This window comes from Atopobium sp. oral taxon 416 (genome assembly GCF_018128285.1).
Classification (GTDB): domain Bacteria; phylum Actinomycetota; class Coriobacteriia; order Coriobacteriales; family Atopobiaceae; genus Olsenella_L.
Genome location: NZ_CP072380.1, coordinates 2131383 through 2154472, shown reverse-complemented (window position 1 = coordinate 2154472; position 23090 = coordinate 2131383). Strand labels below are relative to the sequence as shown.

Genomic DNA, 23090 nt, shown 5'->3' with positions numbered 1-23090 from the left:
GAATGCTAATCCGCCAGTGGCAAAGAAAGACTTCGCTACGGTACTATCGTGGCAGGTGTCACAACGGCTGCAGGAGAGCCTCACATCGTTGTTCTGGGCTCATAAAGCAGACAAGCCTAAGAGGTGTATTGGGCACCTTTGTCTGAATGAAAAACTCTATGTTAGACCACGATTGGCTTAAGTCCTTGCCTTCCACCAGTCCCAAAGGGGCTGGGACTGGTGGAAGGACAGGGTCGAGGTCAATCGTGGTCTAACAGAGAGATATTTTTCTGGCTACAGCTCACAATTTTTGAAGGTGTGGCCGATCGGGCGGGCAAAGTCCGCGAAGCGCTCCGGCCAATCCAGAATGTCGCTGGCAAGGTAGGTGCCGTCAGGCTTTGCGGTTTCACGGTTGCCGAGGGCAGAGCCGTGTTTGCCTTCCGGATAGACGATCAGTTGGTAGCGACAGTGGTGCGCCTGCAGTGCCTCTGCGAAGAGCAAGGCATTCTCCGGTGGGACTGAGGTGTCGGTTGCAGTCGTCCAAATGAAGGTCGGGCAGACGTGTTCGTCGGCATACCTCTCAAGTGAGACCTGATCGCGGGCAGCCTGGTCGTTGTACTTGTCGCCCAACAGAGCCTTGATCGACTCGGTGTGGGCAAACTTCCCGGCGGTGATCACCGGATAGGCGAGGAGCATCCCGTTGGGTTCAACGTCCTCTGGTTGATAGCCCAGATCGCGGATCAGCTGGCTGTGGGCATAGACCCCGAGGCTTGCCGCGACATGCGCGCCGGCGGAGGCTCCCGCGGCGAAGATCGCATCCGGGGCGATGTGGAGTTCCTCAGCGTGGTCGCGTAGACACTTCACGCTCTCGGCTAATTCAGACAGCGCGGCGGGGAAGCACTTCGGCTTGAGGCTGTACTTCAACACGAAGGCCTGAAAGCCATGGGTGAGCATGCGGACCGCTAAGGGTTCTCCTTCACGGTCGGAGAGATGGTTGAAGCCACCGCCCGGGCAGAAGATAATCGCGGGGCGTCTGCGGTTTGGATCGACCCGCTCGTAGTTATCCAAGATGTAGCCGATGAGTGTGGCGCTCCCCAGTTTTGTCATAATGGTCTGATTGAGCAATTTCATGATGTGATCAACTCCCCATACAAGCTCGGTATACAAAAAGGATGGCACGTGTATGCGCACCACCCTTGGTTATACCGCGTTTTGCGATGAGCTCCTTATGCTCGCTCAGCTACAGCTTTTGCCACGACATCTGCGACCGTCTTATCAAGCGCAGAGGGGATGATCTTGGTCGGGGAGAGCTGATCCTCGGGGACCAGACCGGCGATTGCCTCAGCAGCTGCAATCTCCATATCCTCGGTGATTGCGTGGGCATGGGCCCTGAGAGCGCCCTTGAAGATGCCTGGGAAGACCAGGACGTTGTTGATCTGGTTCGGGAAGTCAGAGCGGCCGGTTGCGATAACGGCAGCGCCTGCAGCCTTAGCCTCGTCCGGCATGATCTCTGGCGTCGGGTTCGCACACGCAAAGACGATTGCACTGTCGTTCATGGACTTGATCATGTCCTGGGTAACCAGGTGCGGCTTGGAGACACCGATGAAGGCGTCGGCACCCTTGATTACGTCAGCAAGTGAGCCCTGCTCCTTGTTTTTGTTGGTGTACTTTGCGACTTTCTGCTTGTAGGGGTTGAGGCCGTCGCGGCCATCGTAGATTGAGCCCACGTGGTCGCAGAGGATCACGTCGCCGAAACCCATGTGCTCGAGCAGCGTCGCAATTGCAAGGCCTGCTGCGCCAGCGCCGGACATAACGATCTTAAGATCGCCCATCTTCTTGCCGGTGACCTTGGTAGCGTTGAGTAAGCCTGCCGCGGTGACGATTGCGGTGCCGTGCTGGTCGTCGTGGAAGACCGGGATGTCGCAGCGCTCCTTAAGCTTCTGCTCAATCTCGAAACAGCGCGGAGCTGCGATGTCCTCGAGGTTGATGCCTCCGAAGGACTTCGAAATCAGATAGACGGTCTCGACGAACTTGTCCACATCGTGGGTATCAACGCACAGTGGGATTGCATCGACGTCGCCGAACTCCTTGAACAGGAGGCACTTGCCCTCCATAACTGGCATGCCGGCAGCCGGGCCGATGTCGCCCAGGCCGAGGACTGCGGAACCGTCGGTGATTACGGCGACGAGGTGTCCTTTGCGGGTGAGGTCCCACTGCTTTGAATAATCTTTCTGGATCTGACGGCAGGGCTCTGCGACACCTGGGGTGTAGAGCAGAGCCAAATCCTCGTTGGTCTCTGCTTTGGCGCGGGCGATCACTTCGATCTTGCCGTGCAGCTTCTCGTGGAACTCAAGGCTCTTTCTGCTGGTTTCGTCCATTGTTAAACCATCTCCTCGGGTTTAAAGACTGAATCGAACTTCTCTTCGCTCAGATAGCCTAATGATACACAAGCTTTCCAAAGCGAAGTATTGTGCGCAAATGCGTATTGTACCACCTTGGCGGCATGCTCATAGCCGATGTGGCGACTCAGAATCGTCACGACTATCAGTGATCGGTGCAGGTTGTAGTGCATCTTCTGCTTGTTAGCCTTGATACCGCTCGCACAGTGCTTGGTGAAGAAGCAGATTGCATCTAAGAGCAATCTCACCGGCTGCAGATAATTGTATGCGATCACCGGCATAAAGACATTGAGCTCAAAGTCGCCTTGGCTTACGTCGATACCAATCGCGGTGTCGTTGCCCATAACCTGGACGGCGACCATCGCGACCGCCTTACACTGGGCGGGGTTGACCTTGCCGCGCATGATGAAACTGCCGGGCTCATTGGCGGGGATCGTGATCTCGCCTATGCTGTCGCGCGGTCCTGACACCAGCCCTCGGACATCGTTTGCGATCTTCGTCATGTTTGTCGCAAGTGCTTTCACGGCGTCGTGACTGAAGACGATCGCGTTCTTACCGGTCAGGGCATGGAACTTGTTGGGATCGCTCGCGAAGGGGAGATCGGTAATCGATCTTCTGCAATTTCTGGGCTATTAAGGTATCAAAGCCTTTCGGGGCGTTGAGGCCGGCTTCCACAGCGGTACCGCCGAGCACCAGCTTGTAGAGTCTAGGCAGGCTTATCCGGATATCCTCTACGCCCACCTCGATGAGGTTGCGCCAGCCTGAAATTTCCCGGCTGGAGGCGATGGGGATCGCATCCTGGAGGTGTGTACGGTCGGACTTCACGATGTCTTGGTTTTTCGGCTCTTCGAAACTTCTGGTGGGTAGCATAGCCTCCCCGCATTGAGCGCGTCTTGTCCGAAAGGTAGGATTCTCACAGAGGGTGGCAACGCAATGGGTAGGTTTGGGTGGGCGCGCACGCGAGCATGCTGGCACAGCTCTTTAAGTGGTCCCAGGGGGCTTAGCGACGAGTGGAGGGTCTTGTAACGTCTGGTTTAAGGAGCACGACGGCTCCCCCCGACGAGCTCCACGTCCGCGGCAGGGTCGTCGAGTGCCCGGCGTGCCAGCGCCACTGCAGTGTGTACGACACCCGCGAGAGGACCTTATGGCACCTCGACATCTGGCAGCACGATACGATCGTGCACTGCGCCGTCCCCAGGGCGGGCTGCCCTCAAGGGCGGTGTCCACACGTGCAGGATGCCCTGGGAGGTGTACCCAAACTCCCACTTCACGGCGCTCTTTAAGGCCAAGGTGTTGCTCTAGGCCCTCTGTGGCATGAGAGCAAGTGCGATAGCAAAGCAGGTCCGTAAGTCTGACTTTACGCGTCTGGGGGATCTTGGAACAGGGCCACCTTTGAGACCAGGGGTGCTGCCGACTACTCGGGTGTCAGCTACGTGGGGATCGACGACACAGCCCGCAGGCGCAACCAGACCTACATCAGCTTGATGGCAGACCTCGACGGCCACAAGGGTCGCCGCAGCCGCGCAGGACAGGGACAAGGGGGCGCTCTGCAGGCTCTGCGACCAGCTTAAGGAGCACCTCGGCGGGGCACTCGCCGAGCTCACCTGCGACATGGCTTAAGGCCTACTCTTTTGGCGTCGCCTTCGAGATGCCGCAGGCCGCCCAGAGCGTGGAGCGCTTCTACCTCATGCAGCCCTTCGCCAAGGCCACAGACCAGCTGAGGTGCGAGAAGCGCCAGGCGCCTAGCGCCACCAACTACGTCTGGCTCAAGCGCGAGCAGCTCGACCCAAACACGTCACAGCTGAGGATGGCGAGGGCCTGCGCGATGAGCGAGGCCATGCGCGACAACTACGCCTGCCCCGACTGTAAGTCCGCCGAGGCGCTGCGCAGGCTCTGCTCGTAGATGATGCACTCGAGTGTCCCGAGGATGAAGACTAATGGCGAGGACCCTCAGGAAGGAGTGGGACGGTATCCTCAGCTGGTGGGGCTTAAGGTCAACCAACGCGATCCTGGAGGGCCTCAACTCGCTCATCCAATCCATCAAGAGAGCTGCAAGGGGATTTAAGAACACGTCCTACTTCGAGACGATGATCTTCCTCAGGCTCGGGAAACTCAACTTCTCGGCCCAGACGTCGCTGGCATCTGCTACCCACTAGAAATGCGGAAGACCCGGTTTTTCTGCTCAAGTTTCTTAAAACAGGCGATCAGATCCTGTGCTTCGGGGGATCAACTCCTGGGTGAGCTCGGTGGTTGCTGCGATGTGCAGAGCACTGGGGAAGGTATCGTTGGGAGACTGGGAATGGTTGACTGAGCTATGGGGGTGAAGGACCTTCTTACCCGTGATCTGGTTGCCACGGTTGGCGATGACTTCGTTCACATTTATATTGCTCTGCGTGCCAGAGCCAGTCTGCCACACCTTGAGCGGGAACTCGCCGTCGTGCTGGCCGTCCAAGATCTCATCGGCGGTCTTCTCGATCAGGGTTATCTGCTTGTGCGGAAAGACACCGAGCTTGTTGTTTGCCTGGGCTGCCGCTTCCTTAATCTGAATCAAGGCGCGGATGATCGCTTGGGGCATATGCTCAGTACCGATCGCAAAGTTCTGATGGGACCGTTCGGTCTGGGTTCTCTACAGGGCACCCACAGGTACCGGAACCTCTCCGAGTGAAACGTGCTCTATGCACACGTTTCCTATAGTGTGTCTCCTTCGTTCGTACACGACGTCCTTACCTTACTATGAATAGGCACCAAATAGATGTTGAAGGCTGTTTCAGAGATGTTGCAATTGCTGTGCATAAACTTACATACGGTTACAGATTTGATAGGAGGAGGTGCATCCATGATCCCAGAGGGCACCCCAAAGGATGGGGTGTGGCATACTCACAGGAATCTATCGAAAGGGTTCTAGACTACATACGCGATGGTGCGCCAGCAAAGGACGAGCCGCCTGATTCGGTGTGTGTGGCTCTACCCTCTATGGTTGGATGTGCAGACAGACACCAAATCTTATGCCATATGATCACTCTGTCCATACAAGATACCCTCAACATATGGGATGGGAGACCCTTTAAGCTGTGCTTTGGCAAGAGGCACATGCTACACGCAAATATGGTATCGGTGAAACTACCATATATGGTTGAAGAAAACGATATCTGGCAGAAGAGCCGATGGATGCCGCAGATCCTGATGCTAGCGACAGTATGCGGGTGAAGCGAGAAAAGCTTGCCTTTGCGATGTATATGGGTTAGACCTTGGGGTGCAGTGCTGGAAGAGACGATGAAGGTTTTAAACGCCGAAAGTAGCAAAGAGCTCACCGGTCAGGAGAAACACAAGCTCTCCGATGCTTCCTCAACTTGATTTTTTGTACCAGAGCCCCTGTGGGAGTCCAATATCTCCTCCTTACGCTACTGCTGTGCTACATCCCACAGCAACACCCCCGATAAGTACAAGGAGGTCAAAGCTGCCATACATGAAAAGATTGAGGAGTGCAATGGATCTTCAAGGTCGCTGCTACATCAAACAGAAGCCAGAAGAGTGCAAGTATCCTCTCAAAGTCTCTGGTAAAAAGGTAGCAGGGCTCTATGCGGAAAAGAGGGGACTTATGTGGGTCTTTGTCAAATGCTAATCCGTCCTTGCACACCGTACAACAGCGCCGCAGAGGATATCTTCGGTAGGCTCAAGCATGAATTCTTTTACTATCATGATTGGAGCCACACCATACGCAGCGAATTTATGGATCAGTCTAACGGCTACATCATGTAGTATTACAACGAACGACCAAAGGAATCATTCGGCTGGATGAGTCCTTTGGAATACCGCCTGTCACTGGGTCTAGCGACCTAGGTTCTCCAACTTTTTGGGTCCGCCCCCGATGCAGGGAGTTTTGTGAGGAGGATACCAGTGAAGCCGATCGTTTGCATCACCCCTTCGATCTTCGAGGGGCCGGATAAAGAACACAAGCTCATCAATATGAAGTATACGAGCATGATGAAAGCAGTGGGGATGCTTCCTATCCTGTGTGATTACGACGACGACCCCAGTGACGTGAGTGAGCTTCTGGATCGGGTTCAGGGCCTTATCCTGACCGGCGGTTTCGATATGGACCCTGGCCTCTATGGGCAGAGACCTCTTCCGAACGCGGATGCTCCTCACCCGGAGCGTGACAACGCAGAGTTTGAGCTGCTGCGGGAAGCGCTCGACCGCGATATGCCGGTCCTCGGTATTTGTCGCGGTGTCCAGGTGCTCAATGTCCTGCTCGGGGGGTCCCTCTGGCAGGATGTGAATGAGCAGGGGGCCACTGACTTCAAGCACTCCATCTACGATGAGCCTGAAAAAGACGTTCACAAGGTGACGCTTCTGGCGGATACTCCGATTGCAGAGGCGGTAGGGAAGCGGCGTCTTTTGGTTAACTCCTGCCACCATCAGGCAATCCGGGAGCTGAGTCCGGTACTCACATCGGCAGGGTATTCCCACGATGGGCTTATCGAGGCCGTCTATATGCCGGGGAGGACGTGCGTGTGGGGTGTGCAGTGGCATCCGGAGTCGCTCTACCTCAACCATCCTGAGGAATTTGGACTGGCGAAAGGGTTTGCGCAGAACTGCCGTGCCTATGCGAGCCACCCGCACCGGCTCTTCAGCGTGGCCTAAATCTGATTTTCTAAGTCTTTCTCCCTATGGGTGCACAAACGATAAGTTTTGCGCTAACCTCAACCTTGACAATTTTTCTGTTTCCAAATGATAAACAGCGAGGATAGTCCGTCTTTGCTGCAGGGAGGTTCTCTTGAAGCGTACGAGGATCTATGAGCTCTATAAGGATAAAGAGGCGTTCTCCGAGAAGAATGTCACCTGTGCAGGATGGGTCCGCTCCATCCGCGATATGAAGAACTTTGGATTTATCGTTCTGAACGACGGATCCTGCTTTAAGGACCTGCAGGTGGTCCTCAATAAGGAGATGCTGGGGGAGGAGACCTACGAGTCGATCGTCTCCCAGAACGTCGGTGCAGCCCTCATTGTCACGGGCACTATCGCGCTTACCCCGAGGCGCCCGCAGCCCTTTGAGATGCAGGCCACTAAGGTCGTCATCGAGGGCGCTTCTGCCCCGGACTATCCGATGCAGAAGAAGCATGCGACCCGTGAGTTTCTGCGTACCCAGCAACATCTGCGGAGCCGGACCAACCTGTTCCGTGCAGTCTTCCGTATTCGCTCCATCGCTGCCTACGCGATCCACATGTTCTTCCAGGAGCGTGACTTCGTCTACGTGAACACCCCGATCATCACCGCCTCCAATGCGGAGGGTGCAGGCGAGATGTTCCATGTGACGACGTTTGACATGGCGAACGTGCCGAAGCTCAAAGACGGCTCCGTGGACTGGTCCAAGGATTTCTTCGGCAAGCCGACGAATCTGACCGTCTCAGGGCAGCTGCAGGCAGAGAACTTCGCGATGAGCCTTGGGGACGTTTACACTTTTGGCCCTACTTTCAGGGCTGAGGATTCCAACACTCGCCGGCATGCTGCAGAGTTCTGGATGGTGGAGCCGGAGATGGCGTTCTGCGACCTCGAAGGGGATATGGATGTCGCTGAGGCGATGCTCAAGTTCATGATCCAGGCCGTCCTTGACCGGTGCCCTGATGAGCTCAACATGCTCAGCCGCTTTGTGGATAAAGGCCTGCTGAACCGCCTGCGCCATGTGGCCACCTCGAAGTTTGCCCGCACCACCTACACTGAGGCCATCCAGATCCTGCAGAACGCACAGGAGAACGGCTATCACTTCGAGTTCCCGGTCAAATGGGGCATCGACCTACAGACCGAGCACGAACGCTACCTGTGCGAGAAGCACTTTAAGCGCCCGACCTTTGTGACGGACTACCCAAAGGAGATCAAGGCCTTCTACATGCGCGCCAATGAGGACGGCAAGACCGTTGCGGCAGTCGACTGCCTCGTGCCGGGCATCGGCGAGATCATCGGCGGTTCCCAGCGCGAGGAACGCTACGACAGGCTCAAGCAGCGCATCGAGGAGCTCGGGATGGATGAGAATCAGTACAAGTACTACCTCGATCTGCGCAAGTACGGCACGTGCCACCACGCAGGCTTCGGCCTCGGCTTCGAGCGTCTGATCATGTATCTGACTGGCGTCGATAATATCCGTGACGTGATCCCGCACCCACGCTTTGTCGGCAACTGCGACTTCTAATTGCTTGAGAACACAGCTATACAAAGCGGGAGGTCCAGGCGTTTGGCTGATCCTCCCGCTGCCCTTCCGCTGCGTTATAGGGGAAACTATGTGCAGGGACCTATTCATATTGGATTTTGATGATGGACAAGGAATCATTGATCCCGCTTGGGACCAGCCTGAAGACCATGTTCCTGAACGGTTACTCTATGCATTCGTGCCGGAAGAGGATATAGAGCATTTTGTAGGTGGCATCCCTCATCGTGTGCTCGGACGATTCGATACCATTGCATTTAAGCCCCTCGTATATGAAGTCGACATAGATGGATTCAAGCTCACCCTATGTCAGGCGCCGCTCGGTGCTCCAGCAGCAACCCAGCTCTTGGATTGGCTCATTGCCCATGGAGCACACAACATTCTGGCGATCGGCACCGCCGGGGTTATCCGGGACCTCCCGGAAAATAAGCTGTTGCTGCCGGTCAAGGCGCTCCGGGATGAAGGCACATCGTTTCACTATGCCCCGGCAAATCAATTCATACGCCTTGATTCGAAGTATCTTGATCATATCAAAGGGGCTCTAGCTTCTTTAGGAATCAATTTCCAGGAGGTGACCACCTGGACAACCGATGGCTTCTTTCGGGAAACGCCTCAGAAAATAGCGGCGGCAAAGCGTCTGGGCGCGAGCACTGTTGAAATGGAATGCGCGGCTCTGGCTGCCTGTGCCAAGTATCGGCACGTGAATTTTGCCCAATTGCTCTTCAGTGCGGATTCTTTGGCTGCGGTGCAAGCGCATGATACCCGAACATGGGGGAGAGTTTCGCACAGCTTATCGTTGCGCATAGGATGTGCGGTTCTAACGGCTATGCCGGAAATGTCGTAACCATAGCATGGTATTCAACGCTCGGCGCCTCCCGTGCTGAGCGTAGTGGGAGGGAGTCAGTTAATAGAGCGGCAGGTCGCCGGTCAAAGGATCAATCTGCTCGGGGCTTAGCGGTTCAAAGGCGAGACAGGTATAGGTTGACTCCCCGTGGAACTCGGTGATGCCTGCATCCCGGATGAGGGCGACGATGAAGCCCCGGTCTCGTCCCAGCTGTGCTAAGTCGAGCAGCTCCTGCTCAGAGTCCACGTAGACGCAGACCTTTGCGACGCCCGCATCAAACCAGTCAGAGAGCGGCGTCGGATCCTCACCCTCGTCGTTGAGGTAGATCCAGCTGGGGTCGCCGGCTATATCGGTCTCGACTCTGACCTCACCCAGGCGGTGCTCCCGGGCAAGGGCCATAAGTGTTGCCTCCACGCAGGCGTGGCCCGCCTGGGCCGCGATCTTGCCTTTGCGCATCCTGAGGTCACGGCGCATCACGATCATCTGTTTTGCTTTGTAGCTAGACATGGGACTTAAAACTCCTTTGTTAGGCAGCGACAGAGGCGTAGGCGTGGTCGACGGTGATCTTGCAGACCGCGTCCGGTTTGTGTTCCACGATCTTCTTCGAGATGAGGACCTTCAGTTCCTCATCGCTCATATTCACATCGTACGGTTTTACGATATCGAATATAACATTCGTGTGGGTGGGGCCAGGTACGGTTCTGAGGTCATGCATCGAGAGGCGTGGATTGATCGTCTTGAGCGTATCGTTGATCCAGGCGCGCAGCTCGTTGACTGCAGGGTCGTTGATTACGATCGGGTCCAAATGCAGTGTCATCACAAACCCCTCGTGCTCCCGAAAGTACTGTTCGATGTTATCGAGCGTATCGTGGCCTTCCATAATATTGATGGTGGAGGGCATCTCGACGTGGGCACTCCCAAACTGACGACCCGGGCCGTAGTCATGGATCATCAGATCGTGCATTCCGATCACATTGGGGTAGCTCGTGATGACCTTCCTGATGTGGTCGACCTCCTCCTGTGAGGGTGCGCGGCCCAGAAGCGGACTTACGGTGTCCCTAACCAGGCTGATGCCCGAGTAGAGGACAAAGATCCCGACCGCAAGACCGCAGATCCCATCGAGGTCTATATGGTAGAAGTATGAGATCACTGCAGAGAGCAGGACTGCTGCGGTGGTGATCACATCGTTGCGGGAGTCGACGCCGGTTGCTTTAAGCGGCTCACTGTTCAGTTTGGTGCCGATACGTTTGTAGAAGTACTGCATCCAGAATTTGACTGCAATCGAGGCGAGCAGCATGAAGACCAAGACCAGATTGAAGTCGGTCTCCTCCGGATTCAAAATGCGGCGCCCGGAGCTGATGATCAGTTCGATGCCGGCGGCCGCGACGATCACGGCGACGACAAGCCCTGCCAGATACTCAAAGCGGCCGTGTCCGAAGGGGTGGCCGGTATCCGCAGGCCGATCCGCGAGTTTGAAGCCGATCAGCGAGATGATGGAGCTTGTCGCATCGGAGAGGTTGTTGATTGCGTCAGCGATGATTGAGACGTAGCCGCTCGCGAGCCCGACGATGCCTTTGCCGAGTGCTAACGCAACGTTGCAGATGATTCCGACGATGCTTGCATAGTTGCCGTAGTGGGTGCGCTGCTGCGGCGTTGGATCCTGAGGAATCTCCCGTATGACCTGAGAGGGAAGAACAGAAGGCACAGGTGGCCTCCTTTCGTTACATGAAAACCGCGCCGTTGGTTCTGCAACAGCGCGGTGGCGTTCAGTGTACATAGCTTGTTTAGTTTGTACCTGTTTTTGAGATATGCAAACACTCACTGGTGAACAAGCGTGATTTCTTCACCCGGACGGATCAGGAGGCAGTTGTCAGCCAGATCCTTAAAGCGGTGCGCCAGCTTGTCACTGTAGAGGTGATCCGGATAGAGGTGGATCGGGGTCACGTTCTTGGCGCCGATCAGGTTCGCGCAGCGTGCCGCCTCGTCGATATCCATGTTGAAGATGCCGTCACCGGGCAGGAAAGCGTAGTCGATGTGCTCTTTGGGCATCTGAGTCTTCATCTCAGGCACATAGGAGGTGTCGCCTGCAAACCACAGGGTGATGCCCTCGGTGCGGATCAGATAGCCTACACACTGATCGATCGGATGGTTCTTATTGCAGGCGACCGTAGCGCTGATCTCTAAGGGTCCAAACTGCTTGGTGAGGTAGACATCCTTGGAAGGATGGGAATCCATATTCTGCCAGAGCTGGCAGGTGTGTTTGCGGGCGGGAAGCTCGATCTGGTTGTGGTCGTAGTGCTGATGCGTTACCAGAATGAGATCCGCAGGCTCGTTGTACTGCTCTCCGGCATAGGGGTCGATGTAGGTGATGTAGTTGTTTACGGCGAGACGGAAGCTCGCGTGTCCTTGATAGAGAAGTTTTACCATGACTGTATGCTCCTTTCCGGATCGTCAGGCTGATAGACCCTTAGCTATGATCTTAGCGTTCAATGCGCCTCAATGCTGAGTTATGAGCGCTGTTTCTCAGGGAGCTTTTTGCTCCTGGGTAAAAAGGCTCTCCGCTACTTATGGTGGGTAGCACTTCTGCATCCCTTGAGCGCGGGATGCCCGGACAGCCAAGCTTTTGGCGACGGATGCGGTCCTGAGGTGCGATATGGATGCTTAAGGTAAGGCATGCTGACAAGGCTCTTTAAGAAGCCCCAGGGGGCTTAGGGGCGAATGGAGGTCACAGACGTCTGGTTCGAGAAGCGCAGATGAGCGCAGGACGAGTTCCATATGAAGGTGGTACACGTCAGGACCAGGTAAGTGGTGAGCCCTGCCTGCCACAGGCGCTGCGGCACCTGTGACAGACGCAAGAGGATCTTGTGGCATCTCGATATCTGGCAATACGAGACGATTGTACACGGCGCAGTGTTGAGGCCCCAAAGACGGCGTGCATGCCGCAAGGATACTCTGGGAGGTGTGGCCGAAGACGCATCGCGGCGCTCTTTGAGGCCCAGCTGATCGTTTGTCATGAGCGTTGTGGCCATAAGCCTCTGCACGAGACAGCCCATGCGCATATGGAGACTGCTTGGGAAGGCGACATCGAAGGCAAGGGACGCAGCAGACTATTCCAGAGTCGTGTGTGTAGGCACAGACGACACCGCCAAAAGGTGCGACCAAAGCTGTATCAGCATCATGGCTGACCTCGACTACCAGCGCACCCCCGCCATCACGGAAGGCAAAGGACAAGGGCGGCAAGTGAGATGAGCTTAGGGAGCACACAGGGGACAGGGCGAAGGGTTTAGAGGCCATGCGCGACATGGCAAAGACATAACTCCCTGGGAGTCACCGCAGCGATGCCCCAGGCCGCCCAGATCCTGGACAGCATCCATGTGGTGGCAGCTCTTCATGAGGGCGACAGACCCTGTGAGGTGCACACAGAGGCGCGCGCCTGCCAGATGGCAGAGGCGATGCAGGACGTCTATTCATGCCCCGACAGGGAATCGGCTGCTGCAGCCCCAAACCGCCTTTGCTTGTAGATGATGCACTCTGCCGTGGCTAAGATGAAGAGGGTGGCAAGCACGCTTAGAAAGGAGTGGGAAGAGATCTTGAATTGGTGGAAGAGGAATTTAACCAATTCGTTCCTCGAAGGGCTCAACTCCCTCGTCTAATCAGCAGAAAGCGCTGCTAGGGGCTTCAGGAACATGTCCTACTTCGAGGCGATGATCTTCCTCAGACTGGAAAACTCAACTTCTCGGCCCAGAGGCAGCTGGCCTGCACTACCCACTAGAAACGTCGAAGAGCCTAAAAATTGTGGGTGAAGGCAGCGTTTTAAGATTCTATAGAGCTAAAATAAAACTAGTGAAAATTCTGTCTTGACAGACTAAGTTTTCTTTATCTGTTAGACTTTTTATTTCCTGCCCGGAGGACCTGTGGTTTCTGATACAACGACGACGTTCAAAGTTCCAAAGCAATCACGAACGAATACAAAGACGCGTACCCATGTGCCCTACATAAATTCGCTCGATGGACTCAGGGCGCTGTGTGCACTGGCGGTTGTGTTCTACCACATGAACCTTATCTGGTGCCAGGGAGGTCTGATCGGTGTCAGTGTCCTCTTCGTGCTGTCAGGGTATCTGGCAACCGGCGGCTTGCTGCGTGAGTTTGAGCAGAGCGGGCGCATCTCCTGTGGTCATTACTATGTCAAACGCATTAAGCGCCTTCTGCCGACCTGTCTGGCTTACGTGGCAATCGCGCTGGCGGCCTGCACGATCTTCGACCATCAGCTCTTAACAAAGATGCGGCCCGATATTATCCCTGGCCTTCTGATGTTCATCAACTGGTTCAAGATCTTTACACAGCAGTCCTATTTTGCAGCAGCAGGCGCACCGTCACCTATAACGCACTTCTGGTCGCTCGCGATCGAATTCCAGTTCTATCTGGCTTGGCCCCCTATCCTCTACTTCTGCCTGCGTCACAAGGCAAACAAAAAACAACTGATCATCGGGCTTGCGATCGCGACTGGGCTCTCTGCGGCAGCGATGGCGCTGCTCTATGTGCCTGAAGCGGACCCTTCCCGTGCCTACTACGGCACCGACACCCGCGCGCAGTCGCTGCTCGTTGGATGCCTGCTGGCCTTTGCTTGCCCGCTTGAGAAGCAAACGAGCTTTCGCGCGCAGGACCAGCCGACCGACAAGCGCGTGAAGCTGGAGCTCTCCGCAGCTGGCGCCACCATCGCCCTGCTCGTTATGATGAATGTGACGAACGGTTATTCCGCTTTCTCTTACTGGGGAGGTACGCTTGCCTGCTCCGTGCTGGCGGCCTTCGCTATCTACGGCTTGCTCGTGCAGGATACGGTGATGGGAAGGATCCTCTCCATCAAGCCGCTCGTGTGGATCGGTAAGCGCAGCTTCGCGATCTATATCTGGCACTACATTATCATCGAGCTTTTGACTCCACGTGCGGGTGTGAACCAGCCGTGGTATCTAATCTTGCTCGAGTTGGTGTTGACCTTGATCGCAGCGGACATCAGCTACAACGTGGTTGAGACCCCGTTCCGCAAGCACATGGTGCATGCGGTGCTCAAGCACGGTTACTTCAAAGGCCCTAAGGCCCGCAGAAGAGCACGCCGCCAGGTCAAAGAGAACAACGAGACCGGCTTGGTGCGCGCGGTGCATCTGTGCCCGATGAAGCTGATCAGAACCATCGCGTCTATGGCGGTGCTCGCCGTCGCAATTGTCGGTTTAATTACCGTTCCGGCTGAAGCTGCCGTCGGGGACAACGGGGATGCGCAGGAAGTGGTGAGCGCCGCGACCCTGAAGAAACCGCTGACGGATGGGGAATATGACGTCCTCTTTATCGGGGACTCAGTATCTTTAGGCGCGATCGACAATCTGAATGCCGCCTTCCCGCATGGGATGGTCGACGCTGAAGTCGGACGGCAACCAACCGATGCCCTCGCGGTCTATCAAGGCTATGCGGGCAAGGGCGTCGTGGGGGACAACGTTGTGTTCTCAATCGGTTCCAATGGATACCTCACTGAAGACTTCCTGCAGCAGCTGGTCGACGCCGTGGGGCCGGGCAAGCAGATCTGGTTCGTGAATGACCGTGTGCCGAAGCCGTGGTGCTCACCGAACAACACACTCCTGAATCAGCTAGCCGCAGCAAACGACAATGTCTCCGTGATTGACTGGTACGATGATTCACAGTCCCACAACGAGTGGTTCTGGGATGATGGAACGCACCTGCGTCCGAACTATGCGCAGAACTTTGTAGACCTCATCGTCAACACCATGGGCTACGAAGTCCCGACCAAGGAGAACACCACCTACAAGGTGATCTTCCTGGGCGACGGGGTGTCGATCAAGGCCGCTGATTCACTTTCACAGGCGTGGCCTTATACAATGATCGACTGTTCTGCGGGCAGAAGTTCTGACGAGCTTGAGAAGGTCTGGCAGAACTACGTGAACTCCGGGACTGCCGGCAAGCGTGTCGTGATTGCCCTGCAGGCGGATGTGCCGCTTTCGAGGGACCACGTGAACTCACTGCTCAACACGATCGGGGATGACGTCGAGGTCTGGCTTGTGAATGGGTACAGCACCGCGAGCTTTGCCGATGCGAACAACCAGATCCTGTTAGATATGGCGTCCTCGCGTAAGAACGTTCAGGTGATCGATTGGAACTCTGAGGTCCAAGAGCATCCGGAGTACATGGATGAGATTGGTCAGAGTTTGACCGATGAGGGTATCAAGGCCTACACCGATCTGATGGTCAACGCCGTCGGAGATGTGAGCGACAAGAACGGAGATGACCAGAGCCAGGATCAGGCCCAAGACCAGACTGATCAGTCACAAGATCAAACAGATCAATCACAGGGTCAATCGAACCAATCCAATCAGTAGGCAGATTGTCAAGCTGAGTGCACCATCTCCCTAAAGACCTCGTTGGCCGTCCTGTAGCCTAATACCTTTCTTGGCCTGTCACAGATCAGATCCAAGACATGTTGTACCTCCTTATGTGAGACCCAGGAAAAGTCGCTACACCCTTAGGGGAAGAACTCACAGATGAGGACATCGGTGTTCTTAACTATCGCCTTCTGCCACAGGTGGTGCGGCTCGCAGAAGCAAAACTGTACACCTCCCAAGGCTTTTGCGACCTTAGCCCTGCCGGGAGAGCTGCTTGGCGCAACCAGGCGTGATTGTCTTGAGCGAAACCCCCCTCAAGGATGCTGAGCTGGGTAGCGCGCACGCCCTTGCTACCCACAAGCAGCCGCAAAGGAGTGCTTGGACAAGACCCAACGGGCACGCAGAGGTTGGCCCCATAACAGTGTCGGTTTGCCCACTTACCCAGACAGAAGCGCTCAGAGGACCTCCCTTAGCCTTTCTCAGAGCATCTGGGAGACCTTGATATTGCCCCTCCTTTGGCGCCGGGCGCCTTCCTTTCCAGTCGCTCGTTTGTGCGGGGAGAGTCCAGAGCGCCGGAATCGATCGCGCTAGGGAAACGATGAATAATTCGCCTCGATGAGGCCAGTGGAGCTGCACGCTGTATGACATCGGCTCAAAATGTCTCGAACCACGCAGTGCCCATACCCACATAGATGCCTATCTGTCTTCTGGATATGGTATAGCTACATCCACGTATTCCAGCATATCCAAAAGGAAGATATGGGCAACCAGATGAGCTTTTAGGACCTTAAATCCTAAGGTCTAAGGAGAAAGACCAGGCGGAAGGCATTCCGTCTTGGGGCCTTCTGCCGGATGCGGTGCATGGGGCAGGACAGATGCCAGGATGACGGCTCCTGCACGTGCTGGATGGGCATCCTTTTCCGCATGCAGGCCTAGGGAAACGATGATTAATTCGCCTCGATGAGGTCGCTGGGACCACACGCTGTATGACATCGGCTTAAAATGTCTCGAACCACGCAGTGCCCATACCCACATAGATGCCTATCTGCCTGCGGATATGTTATAATTACAGCAACGTATTCCAGCATATCCAAAAGGAAGATATGAGCAGCCAGATGAGCTTTTAAGACCTTAAATCCTAAGGTCTAAGGAGAAAGACCAGACGGGAGGCACACCTGGAGCAGATGGATACAATCGTTGTGTGGGATAGCTGGATTGCACTAGTAGATACCAGCTACCACTGACAGGCTCCTGTCAGGCATGTGCGCGCTGCAAAGGCGAAGCTTAGGATGTAGCCTGCTTTAGGTCATGTTTGCTCTCTTAAGACGAGGGAACTTAAAGATGCTATCCTGGATTGTCACTCCTAGTGGCGCTTCTGTGCACGTAGACCTCATGCAAGCGCAGGTGCCAGATGCAACGACGAGCGCGAAGATGCGCCATAGCCTTAAAGCGAGAGGAGTTCGGTAAAGCTTGTGCTTTACGCCTGAACTTAGAGCTCGAGAAGGCAGGGATCACGGGGCGGGGCGGCTCCATGGTGGATGTGACCTTCACCTGGGCTCTAAAGCTTAACGAAGAACAAGGACCATGTGCGCGACCCTTAAAGCGCACCAGTCCAAGAAAGGGGGAGCCTGGCGTATCGGATACAAGGCACATATCGGCGTGGATGCCGCAGGTGGCCTTGTGCATGGTGTGGAGACGAGCGCCTAGAATGTATCTGACATATCCTGTGGCACACGTACTCGTAAGGGAAGATGACAGGTTCTGCTGCGCAGACTTTAGGCTATATAGGTATAGCGAAGCGCCCTTAAGGACGCATAAAGACCCACACCTCTCATCTATGCGCTAAAGCGTTGCTAAGAAAGCCTTCGACTAGAGAAGGCCTTGCCTGTGCACTCTTCTCCGAGAAAAGCATCGAGTCCAGGAAGGCATCCGGCCGCTCAAAGGCAGAAGCATCCCTTCCTTATCGTGAAGCGCCGCTTCGACCCCTTAAGGAAGCGCTACAGAAGGATAGAGAAGATGCCTGCACACTCAAGTCTGCCTCGCCCTTGCAAACCTTGCCATGTGCATCTTTTGCCGGCAGGCTGCACCTCCCGGCTCCCAGAGTTGCTTGATCCGTCTTGGAGCCTTATTGCGGTGCATGCGGCAGGACGGATGTAAGGATGGCGGCTCCTGCACGTGCTGGATGGGCATCCTTCCCTGCCTTTCCCGCATGCCGGCCCAGAAAAGTCGTGTGGTCGGTCCCCTCTGACACGTTATGGGGCATTAATCATCGTTTCCCTAGAAAAGCCGTGTGGTCGGTCCCCTCTGGCACGTCATGGGGCATTAATCATCGTTTCCTTAGGACAAAGAGATCTATCGTGTCGAAGCGCAGCGTGAGGAAGCGCCTCCTCTACCGCTGCGGCTGTCGCTGCGCTTGCCAAGTACCCCGGTACCCCGCACCCAGCTGACCCTCCGACTTTGCGAGCAGATGGGCATTGAGCGACTTTTAGAGCATGAGCTTGAGTGCCTCTTTGCTGGAGCCTTCGAGCAGCTGCATTATCTCGTCCTGGTTAAGAGTAAGTTTGATCTGAGCCATGGTTGAACCTTCAAGTCTCTTTGACTTTTGGCAATTGCAAATGATACTTGAAGCTCGAGCCTCTGGTTCGTTTCTCTGTATATACCACTTTGCGGAAGTGACCGAGCTCTACGAAACTTTTCATTTACTTACAGCAATACACCGCATTTTATCGCCTAAAAAGACATTCCTAGCGCTATCATCAAAGGAACAAGGACACGCCCTGCTTCATAAGGAAGAAGGGTCTGATGCTTGGAGAGGAGAATCCATGCAGTATTCCGCAGAAGTGGAGAGGATGTGCCCCGTTGCTAAGGGCGCAGACCACGGACCTGCACCAATTCCCGAGGAGGGGAAATGGGTTCAGGCGAAAGAGATCAAAGACATCTCTGGTTACACGCACGGTGTAGGCTGGTGCGCACCGCAGCAGGGTGCTTGCAAGCTCAGCCTCAACATCAAGAACGGCGTCATTGAAGAGTGCCTGATCGAGACCATCGGTTGCTCCGGCATGACTCACTCTGCAGCTATGGCAGCAGAGATTATGCCTGGCAAGACGATCCTCGAAGCTCTCAACACTGACCTTGTCTGCGACGCAATCAACGTCGCAATGCGTGAGCTGTTCCTCCAGATTGTCTATGGCCGCTCCCAGACCGCATTCTCTGAAGGTGGACTGCCTATCGGCACCGGCCTCGACGACCTTGGCAAGGGTATGCGCTCCATGGTCGGCACCACCTATGGCACCAAGGCAAAGGGCGCCCGCTACCTCGAACTCACCCAGGGCTACATCACCCACATGGCGCTCAACGACAAGGATGAGATCGTGGGCTTTGAGTTTCTAAACCTCGGCAAATTCACCGACGCAGTCAAGGCTGGCACCGATCCTAAGAAGGCCTTGGACGGCGCAATGGGTCGCTTCGGTCAGTGGGATCAGGCTGCTAAAGTCATCGATCCGCGTCAAGAGTAGGGAAAGGAGCTGATAGACATGGCAGTGACGTTTGAAGGTTATGAGCGCCGTATCGATGGCATCAAGAAAGCCTGCAAGAAATATGGCATCAAAGACCTGAAGGATGCACGTAAAATCTGCACCGATCTCGGGTTTGATCCGTACGCTATCACCACCGGCATTCAGTCAATCGCGTTTGAGAACGCTAAGTGGGCATATACACTAGGCTGTGCAATCGCAGTCAAGAAGAACTGCACCAGAGCAACCGATGCTGCAGAGGCTATCGGTGAGGGCCTGCAGGCATTTTGCGTCCCTGGCTCCGTTGCAGACGAGCGCAAGGTCGGCCTGGGCCACGGCAACCTGGGCGCTATGCTTCTGGGCGAGGACACCGAGTGCTTCTGCTTCCTGGCGGGCCACGAGTCCTTCGCAGCTGCAGAGGGTGCAATCGGTATCGCTAACAACGCCAACAAGGCTCGTAAGAAGCCGCTGCGCGTTATCCTGAACGGCCTTGGCAAGGACGCCGCACAGATCATCAGCCGTATCAACGGCTTCACCTATGTGAAGACCAAGTTTGATTACTACACCTCCAAGCTCAACATCGTCGAGGAGATCCCCTACTCCAAAGGTCCTCGTGCTGCCGTCAAGTGCTACGGCGCCGACGATGTCCGTGAGGGTGTCGCAATCATGTGGCATGAGAGCGTCGATATCTCCATCACCGGCAACTCCACCAACCCGACGCGCTTCCAACACCCGGTAGCGGGCACCTATAAGAAGGAGCGTCTGGCTGCCGGCAAGAAGTACTTCTCCGTCGCTTCCGGTGGTGGCACCGGTCGTACCCTGCACCCGGACAACATGGCTGCTGGCCCTGCTTCCTATGGCATGACCGACACCATGGGCCGTATGCACTCCGACGCACAGTTTGCTGGCTCCTCTTCGGTGCCGGCACACGTCGATATGATGGGCCTTATCGGCATGGGCAACAACCCGATGGTCGGCTGTACCGTTGCCTGCGCTGTCGCTGTTGAGCAGGCACTGAACAAGTAAGGCTTCCGCAGGCCACACCTTCGAATCATACGCCGGCTTTCACCTTCTGGTGGGAGCCGGCTTTTTGCACCGGTGGGTTGTCAAGCTGAGTGCACCATCTCCCGATATGTTAAAGTCAACCCCAGGCTTACCGATTTGGGCAATATATCTGCACCAGCCGGGGCAATGGAATCAGCCAGAATCGGTGCCTGCACCCTCCTTTGAGAGAGGCTGGCTGCAGGCAGGTCCTTGATCCTGTAGGAGCTTCCCGTGATGCGTATGAGATGGCAACGGTAGTATAGCCTGTCGGCTATGGCTAAGGCTATAGGCGCATTGCCGAAGACGTCGGCCCACATGCTATCCCCACGCTTACCGACACGCCGTCGAGCCCTTCTTATAGCTTATCGAGACAATCTAGAAGATGAGGCCAGCACCCGCCAGCAGCTCGTCTTTTCAGCTGGTCGCCAGCGACGGGCTCTACGTCGTGCTTTGTCGCTACCGGGGAGAGCGTCTCCTGCTCCTTTTAGACCTCAAGCGCCACCTTCATCTTGGACTGTGGGCTGTAGGTCTTCCTTGTCGTCTTTGACATTGCCATCCTTAACAATCCGTGTCTTTCAGACACATCTTCGCAGGATTTAGATGGACGGTCAAATCTGTGTTTTAAAACCGGCAGCTACATCACCCCACCGATTTACAGCAGGGGGAGGAAACTCCAAGTAAAGATTCAAATTGCTTTTGAGTCATATGGAGTGACTGGCGAATCCTCCTCATTTCCTGTGGGGATAGCAGCCCGTTCTTTCTTACACATGAGGCTGCAAGAGTATGGGCGAGTTTGCCTGCTTCGGTGACATTCATGACATGACATTATTGCCATATTGGTCGCATTGCCAGCGCCCAATACCGTCTACGGTGAATGTTTGACCGCGATGCTTTTCTGTCATCGACTCCGATGTCTTACACACCCCCGCTCCACACTCTGCGCAGATCACGGCTGTTCTCCTTTCGGTAGATCGCTCTGTTCTCAGTCACGCTCTGGGCCCTGTAGAGGGCTTGCATTCTTCATCAATGGAGAGCTCCCAAACTGAATGATCATCCTGCTCAACATCACGAACGCTGAAAAATAACGAAGGATAGGGGTGCACTGTGAACGGAAACCGAGTGGCTCACCACTATGCAGGTAAGAGCAGTTTTAGATAACGAGCACGAGGTTATTACAGTGATGGGATGCCAAACTGTGAGAGGTCGAGGACTTCAAAGAGCCACAGGTCAAAGGTGAGAAGCACCGCCCCGATTAAGAAGGCAGTGATACCGAGGCCGACGGATTTTACCCGGTCAGTTCTAATAATCGCAGGGGCTTTCTTGCGGTAGTAGATGTTGATTGGGCGCTCTCCACCGAAACGGCGTGCTTCTCTGTCATCGTAGGTATCGCGCGTAGTTGCCTGTACGAAGTTCCCCTCCACCTGAAAGGTGAAGGTCAGGTGGTAGATATGCGGCGCGGCAGGGAGAGACTGTCGCGCAATGTAGCGAGCAGTGGTCTTTTTATATAATACGAAGGGGGACACGATCTCCCAGATTCCTAGGATTACTAAGATAAGGGAAAAAGGGAGCAAAGCCCAGCTTAACGCTTCTATATCCTGTTTGGGTAAATAGGACAAAAAGTTCAAGTATCAGATCACTTTCTTTTACGAGTGCAAAACTCTTATTAGTTGAACGTAGCAGCACGGATGCTATTTTACAACGATGAAAAACAAAAATATCCCAGTCCTAAAAGAACGATTCTTTTTAGGCTGCCTGGTATATGTGTTGTCCTGCTTCGATTGCCACATGAGCAATCTTTTTGAGGTACCAGGGTGCTATGGTTTAGGCTGTTGACGGTGACGTCTTTCGACTTGATTTAGAGAGAGTGTATGCATATATGGGCGCACAGTATCCCCGTACGGTAAAGGAGTGAGACCATGCCAACCTGGTCATTGAGCCACCCTATCAAGGCTGCCTTTTTTGATGCTGATGGCACGCTGCTGTCATTTAAAACCCATACGATCTCAGAGTCCACGAAGCGTGCCCTCCAGGCATTGAAGAAGTCCGGGACAAAGTGTTTCTTGGCAACGGGGCGTGCTCCCTATATGTGCGACTCGATCGATACCTCAGATATGGAAGGCTTCATCCTCTTTAATGGCCAATTCATCCTGGATCGCTACGGCGTGATCTTTAAGGCAACGATCGACAAGGACGATGTAGCGACCGTGGTCGGCCAGGTACACCAGGGGCTCTATGAGTGCGCCTTCCTAGCAGAGCAGAAAGCCTATGCCAGCGGCCGCAATGAGCTGGTAGATAGAGTAGATGAGATGGCACACATCAGTTTTCCGGTAGAGGACATCGATCAAGCCCTTAGCCAGGATATCTATCAGTTCAATATTTTCCTGCTGCCGGGAAAGACCGATATTGTGCGTAACAACACCAAGCACCTCAAGATTACCCGGTGGACCCCTGAGTTCGTCGATGCTTTTCCGATCGACGGTGGAAAATCTCGCGGTGTAGATAAGATGCTCGAGCACTATCAGATTCCTCAGGAGGAGTCCATTGCCTTCGGTGACGGCGGCAACGACTTACAGATGTTCGGAGCAGCTGGTACCAGCGTCGCAATGGGCAACGGTAACCCCGAAGTGAAGGAGGAGGCTGACTTTGTGACAGACGATGTGGACCATAACGGAATCTGGAACGCGTGTGTGAAGTTGGGCCTCATCGACGGCGAGCTGCTGTAGA

22 protein-coding genes and 1 pseudogene are annotated in these 23090 nt (G+C 55.1%); 13 read left to right on the top strand and 10 right to left on the bottom strand.

Translation table 11 applies throughout. From position 1 onward, the window contains the following. Nucleotides 1-273: 273 nt before the first annotated feature. The 4 genes from J4859_RS11270 to J4859_RS16360 form a co-directional block, all read right to left on the bottom strand. Complete coding sequence (locus tag J4859_RS11270; protein WP_212329890.1) at nt 274-1110, bottom strand: alpha/beta hydrolase; 837 nt, start codon at nt 1108-1110, stop codon at nt 274-276. A gap of 95 nt (nt 1111-1205) precedes the next feature. After that, complete coding sequence (locus J4859_RS11265; protein ID WP_212329888.1) at nt 1206-2357, bottom strand: NADP-dependent malic enzyme; 1152 nt, start codon at nt 2355-2357, stop codon at nt 1206-1208. Between the two features lie 2 nt (nt 2358-2359). After that, entirely contained in the window at nt 2360-2941 is a 582-nt protein-coding gene (locus tag J4859_RS17060) for a lyase family protein (protein ID WP_256436879.1), read from the bottom strand. Beyond that, nucleotides 2931-3248, bottom strand: a complete 318-nt coding sequence (locus J4859_RS16360; protein WP_256436730.1) for a lyase family protein — start codon at nt 3246-3248, stop codon at nt 2931-2933. Before J4859_RS16360 ends, J4859_RS17060 begins: the two co-directional genes overlap by 11 nt. Nucleotides 3249-4026: 778 nt before the next feature. On the opposite strand from J4859_RS16360, the gene J4859_RS11255 reads away from it, so the two are divergent. After that, nucleotides 4027-4281 carry a hypothetical protein gene (locus tag J4859_RS11255; RefSeq protein WP_212329886.1) on the top strand — a complete coding sequence of 85 codons (255 nt, stop codon included), beginning with the start codon at nt 4027-4029 and terminating at the stop codon, nt 4279-4281. Between the two features lie 34 nt (nt 4282-4315). Beyond that, the gene (locus J4859_RS11250; protein ID WP_212329884.1) at nt 4316-4534 is read left to right on the top strand and encodes a transposase; all 219 of its coding nucleotides are present in this window, start codon (nt 4316-4318) and stop codon (nt 4532-4534) included. Between the two features lie 35 nt (nt 4535-4569). On the opposite strand, the pseudogene J4859_RS11245 reads toward J4859_RS11250, so the two are convergent. Beyond that, nucleotides 4570-4989, bottom strand: a pseudogene (locus tag J4859_RS11245) (lyase family protein); the annotation flags it as partial. A 1286-nt stretch (nt 4990-6275) separates the two neighbouring features. On the opposite strand from J4859_RS11245, the gene J4859_RS11240 reads away from it, so the two are divergent. From J4859_RS11240 to J4859_RS11230, 3 genes are all read left to right on the top strand, one after another. Next, the gene (locus tag J4859_RS11240) at nt 6276-7022 is read left to right on the top strand and encodes a gamma-glutamyl-gamma-aminobutyrate hydrolase family protein (protein WP_212329882.1); all 747 of its coding nucleotides are present in this window, start codon (nt 6276-6278) and stop codon (nt 7020-7022) included. Nucleotides 7023-7155: 133 nt separating this feature from the next. Continuing rightward, the gene (asnS, locus tag J4859_RS11235) at nt 7156-8565 is read left to right on the top strand and encodes an asparagine--tRNA ligase (protein WP_212329881.1); all 1410 of its coding nucleotides are present in this window, start codon (nt 7156-7158) and stop codon (nt 8563-8565) included. Between the two features lie 109 nt (nt 8566-8674). After that, nucleotides 8675-9424 carry a nucleoside phosphorylase gene (locus J4859_RS11230; RefSeq protein ID WP_212329879.1) on the top strand — a complete coding sequence of 250 codons (750 nt, stop codon included), beginning with the start codon at nt 8675-8677 and terminating at the stop codon, nt 9422-9424. Nucleotides 9425-9484: 60 nt separating this feature from the next. On the opposite strand, the gene pth2 is transcribed toward J4859_RS11230, so the two are convergent. From pth2 to J4859_RS11215, 3 genes are all read right to left on the bottom strand, one after another. Next, on the bottom strand, nt 9485-9931 hold the full coding sequence (pth2, locus tag J4859_RS11225) for an aminoacyl-tRNA hydrolase (RefSeq protein WP_212329877.1): 447 nt from the start codon (nt 9929-9931) through the stop codon (nt 9485-9487). Between the two features lie 19 nt (nt 9932-9950). Continuing rightward, on the bottom strand, nt 9951-11129 hold the full coding sequence (locus J4859_RS11220; RefSeq protein ID WP_249113620.1) for a cation diffusion facilitator family transporter: 1179 nt from the start codon (nt 11127-11129) through the stop codon (nt 9951-9953). Between the two features lie 113 nt (nt 11130-11242). Next, nucleotides 11243-11851, bottom strand: coding sequence for an MBL fold metallo-hydrolase (locus tag J4859_RS11215; RefSeq protein ID WP_212329875.1), 609 nt, complete (start codon nt 11849-11851; stop codon nt 11243-11245). A 693-nt stretch (nt 11852-12544) separates the two neighbouring features. Between J4859_RS11215 and J4859_RS17055 the strand changes: the two genes are divergently transcribed. The 7 genes from J4859_RS17055 to J4859_RS11190 all read left to right on the top strand — a co-directional run bounded on the left by J4859_RS17055 (nt 12545) and on the right by J4859_RS11190 (nt 20348). Further along, nucleotides 12545-12673, top strand: a complete 129-nt coding sequence (locus tag J4859_RS17055; protein ID WP_256436729.1) for a hypothetical protein — start codon at nt 12545-12547, stop codon at nt 12671-12673. A gap of 89 nt (nt 12674-12762) precedes the next feature. Then, nucleotides 12763-12945, top strand: a complete 183-nt coding sequence (locus J4859_RS11210; RefSeq protein ID WP_212329874.1) for a hypothetical protein — start codon at nt 12763-12765, stop codon at nt 12943-12945. Beyond that, the gene (locus tag J4859_RS17840; RefSeq protein ID WP_371812047.1) at nt 12946-13077 is read left to right on the top strand and encodes a transposase; all 132 of its coding nucleotides are present in this window, start codon (nt 12946-12948) and stop codon (nt 13075-13077) included. Nucleotides 13078-13410: 333 nt separating this feature from the next. Further along, nucleotides 13411-15807, top strand: coding sequence for an acyltransferase family protein (locus J4859_RS11200; protein WP_212329872.1), 2397 nt, complete (start codon nt 13411-13413; stop codon nt 15805-15807). A gap of 1587 nt (nt 15808-17394) precedes the next feature. Further along, nucleotides 17395-17517, top strand: coding sequence for a transposase (locus J4859_RS16355; protein WP_371812045.1), 123 nt, complete (start codon nt 17395-17397; stop codon nt 17515-17517). Nucleotides 17518-18632: 1115 nt separating this feature from the next. Continuing rightward, nucleotides 18633-19325, top strand: coding sequence for an iron-sulfur cluster assembly scaffold protein (locus J4859_RS11195; protein ID WP_212329714.1), 693 nt, complete (start codon nt 18633-18635; stop codon nt 19323-19325). 18 nt (nt 19326-19343) lie between these two features. Next, nucleotides 19344-20348, top strand: a complete 1005-nt coding sequence (locus J4859_RS11190) for a GGGtGRT protein (RefSeq protein WP_212329716.1) — start codon at nt 19344-19346, stop codon at nt 20346-20348. Nucleotides 20349-20428: 80 nt separating this feature from the next. Here the strand turns inward: J4859_RS11190 and J4859_RS17835 are convergent, their stop codons facing one another. Further along, nucleotides 20429-20683 (bottom strand): ATP-binding protein, encoded by a 255-nt coding sequence (locus tag J4859_RS17835; protein ID WP_371812044.1) that lies wholly within the window; start codon nt 20681-20683, stop codon nt 20429-20431. Nucleotides 20684-21538: 855 nt separating this feature from the next. After that, a complete protein-coding gene (locus J4859_RS11185; RefSeq protein ID WP_212329871.1) occupies nt 21539-21787 on the bottom strand; it encodes a hypothetical protein in 249 nt (82 codons plus the stop codon). A gap of 495 nt (nt 21788-22282) precedes the next feature. On the opposite strand from J4859_RS11185, the gene J4859_RS11180 reads away from it, so the two are divergent. Next, nucleotides 22283-23089, top strand: coding sequence for a Cof-type HAD-IIB family hydrolase (locus tag J4859_RS11180; protein ID WP_212329870.1), 807 nt, complete (start codon nt 22283-22285; stop codon nt 23087-23089). The last annotated feature ends 1 nt before the right edge of the window (nt 23090 follow it).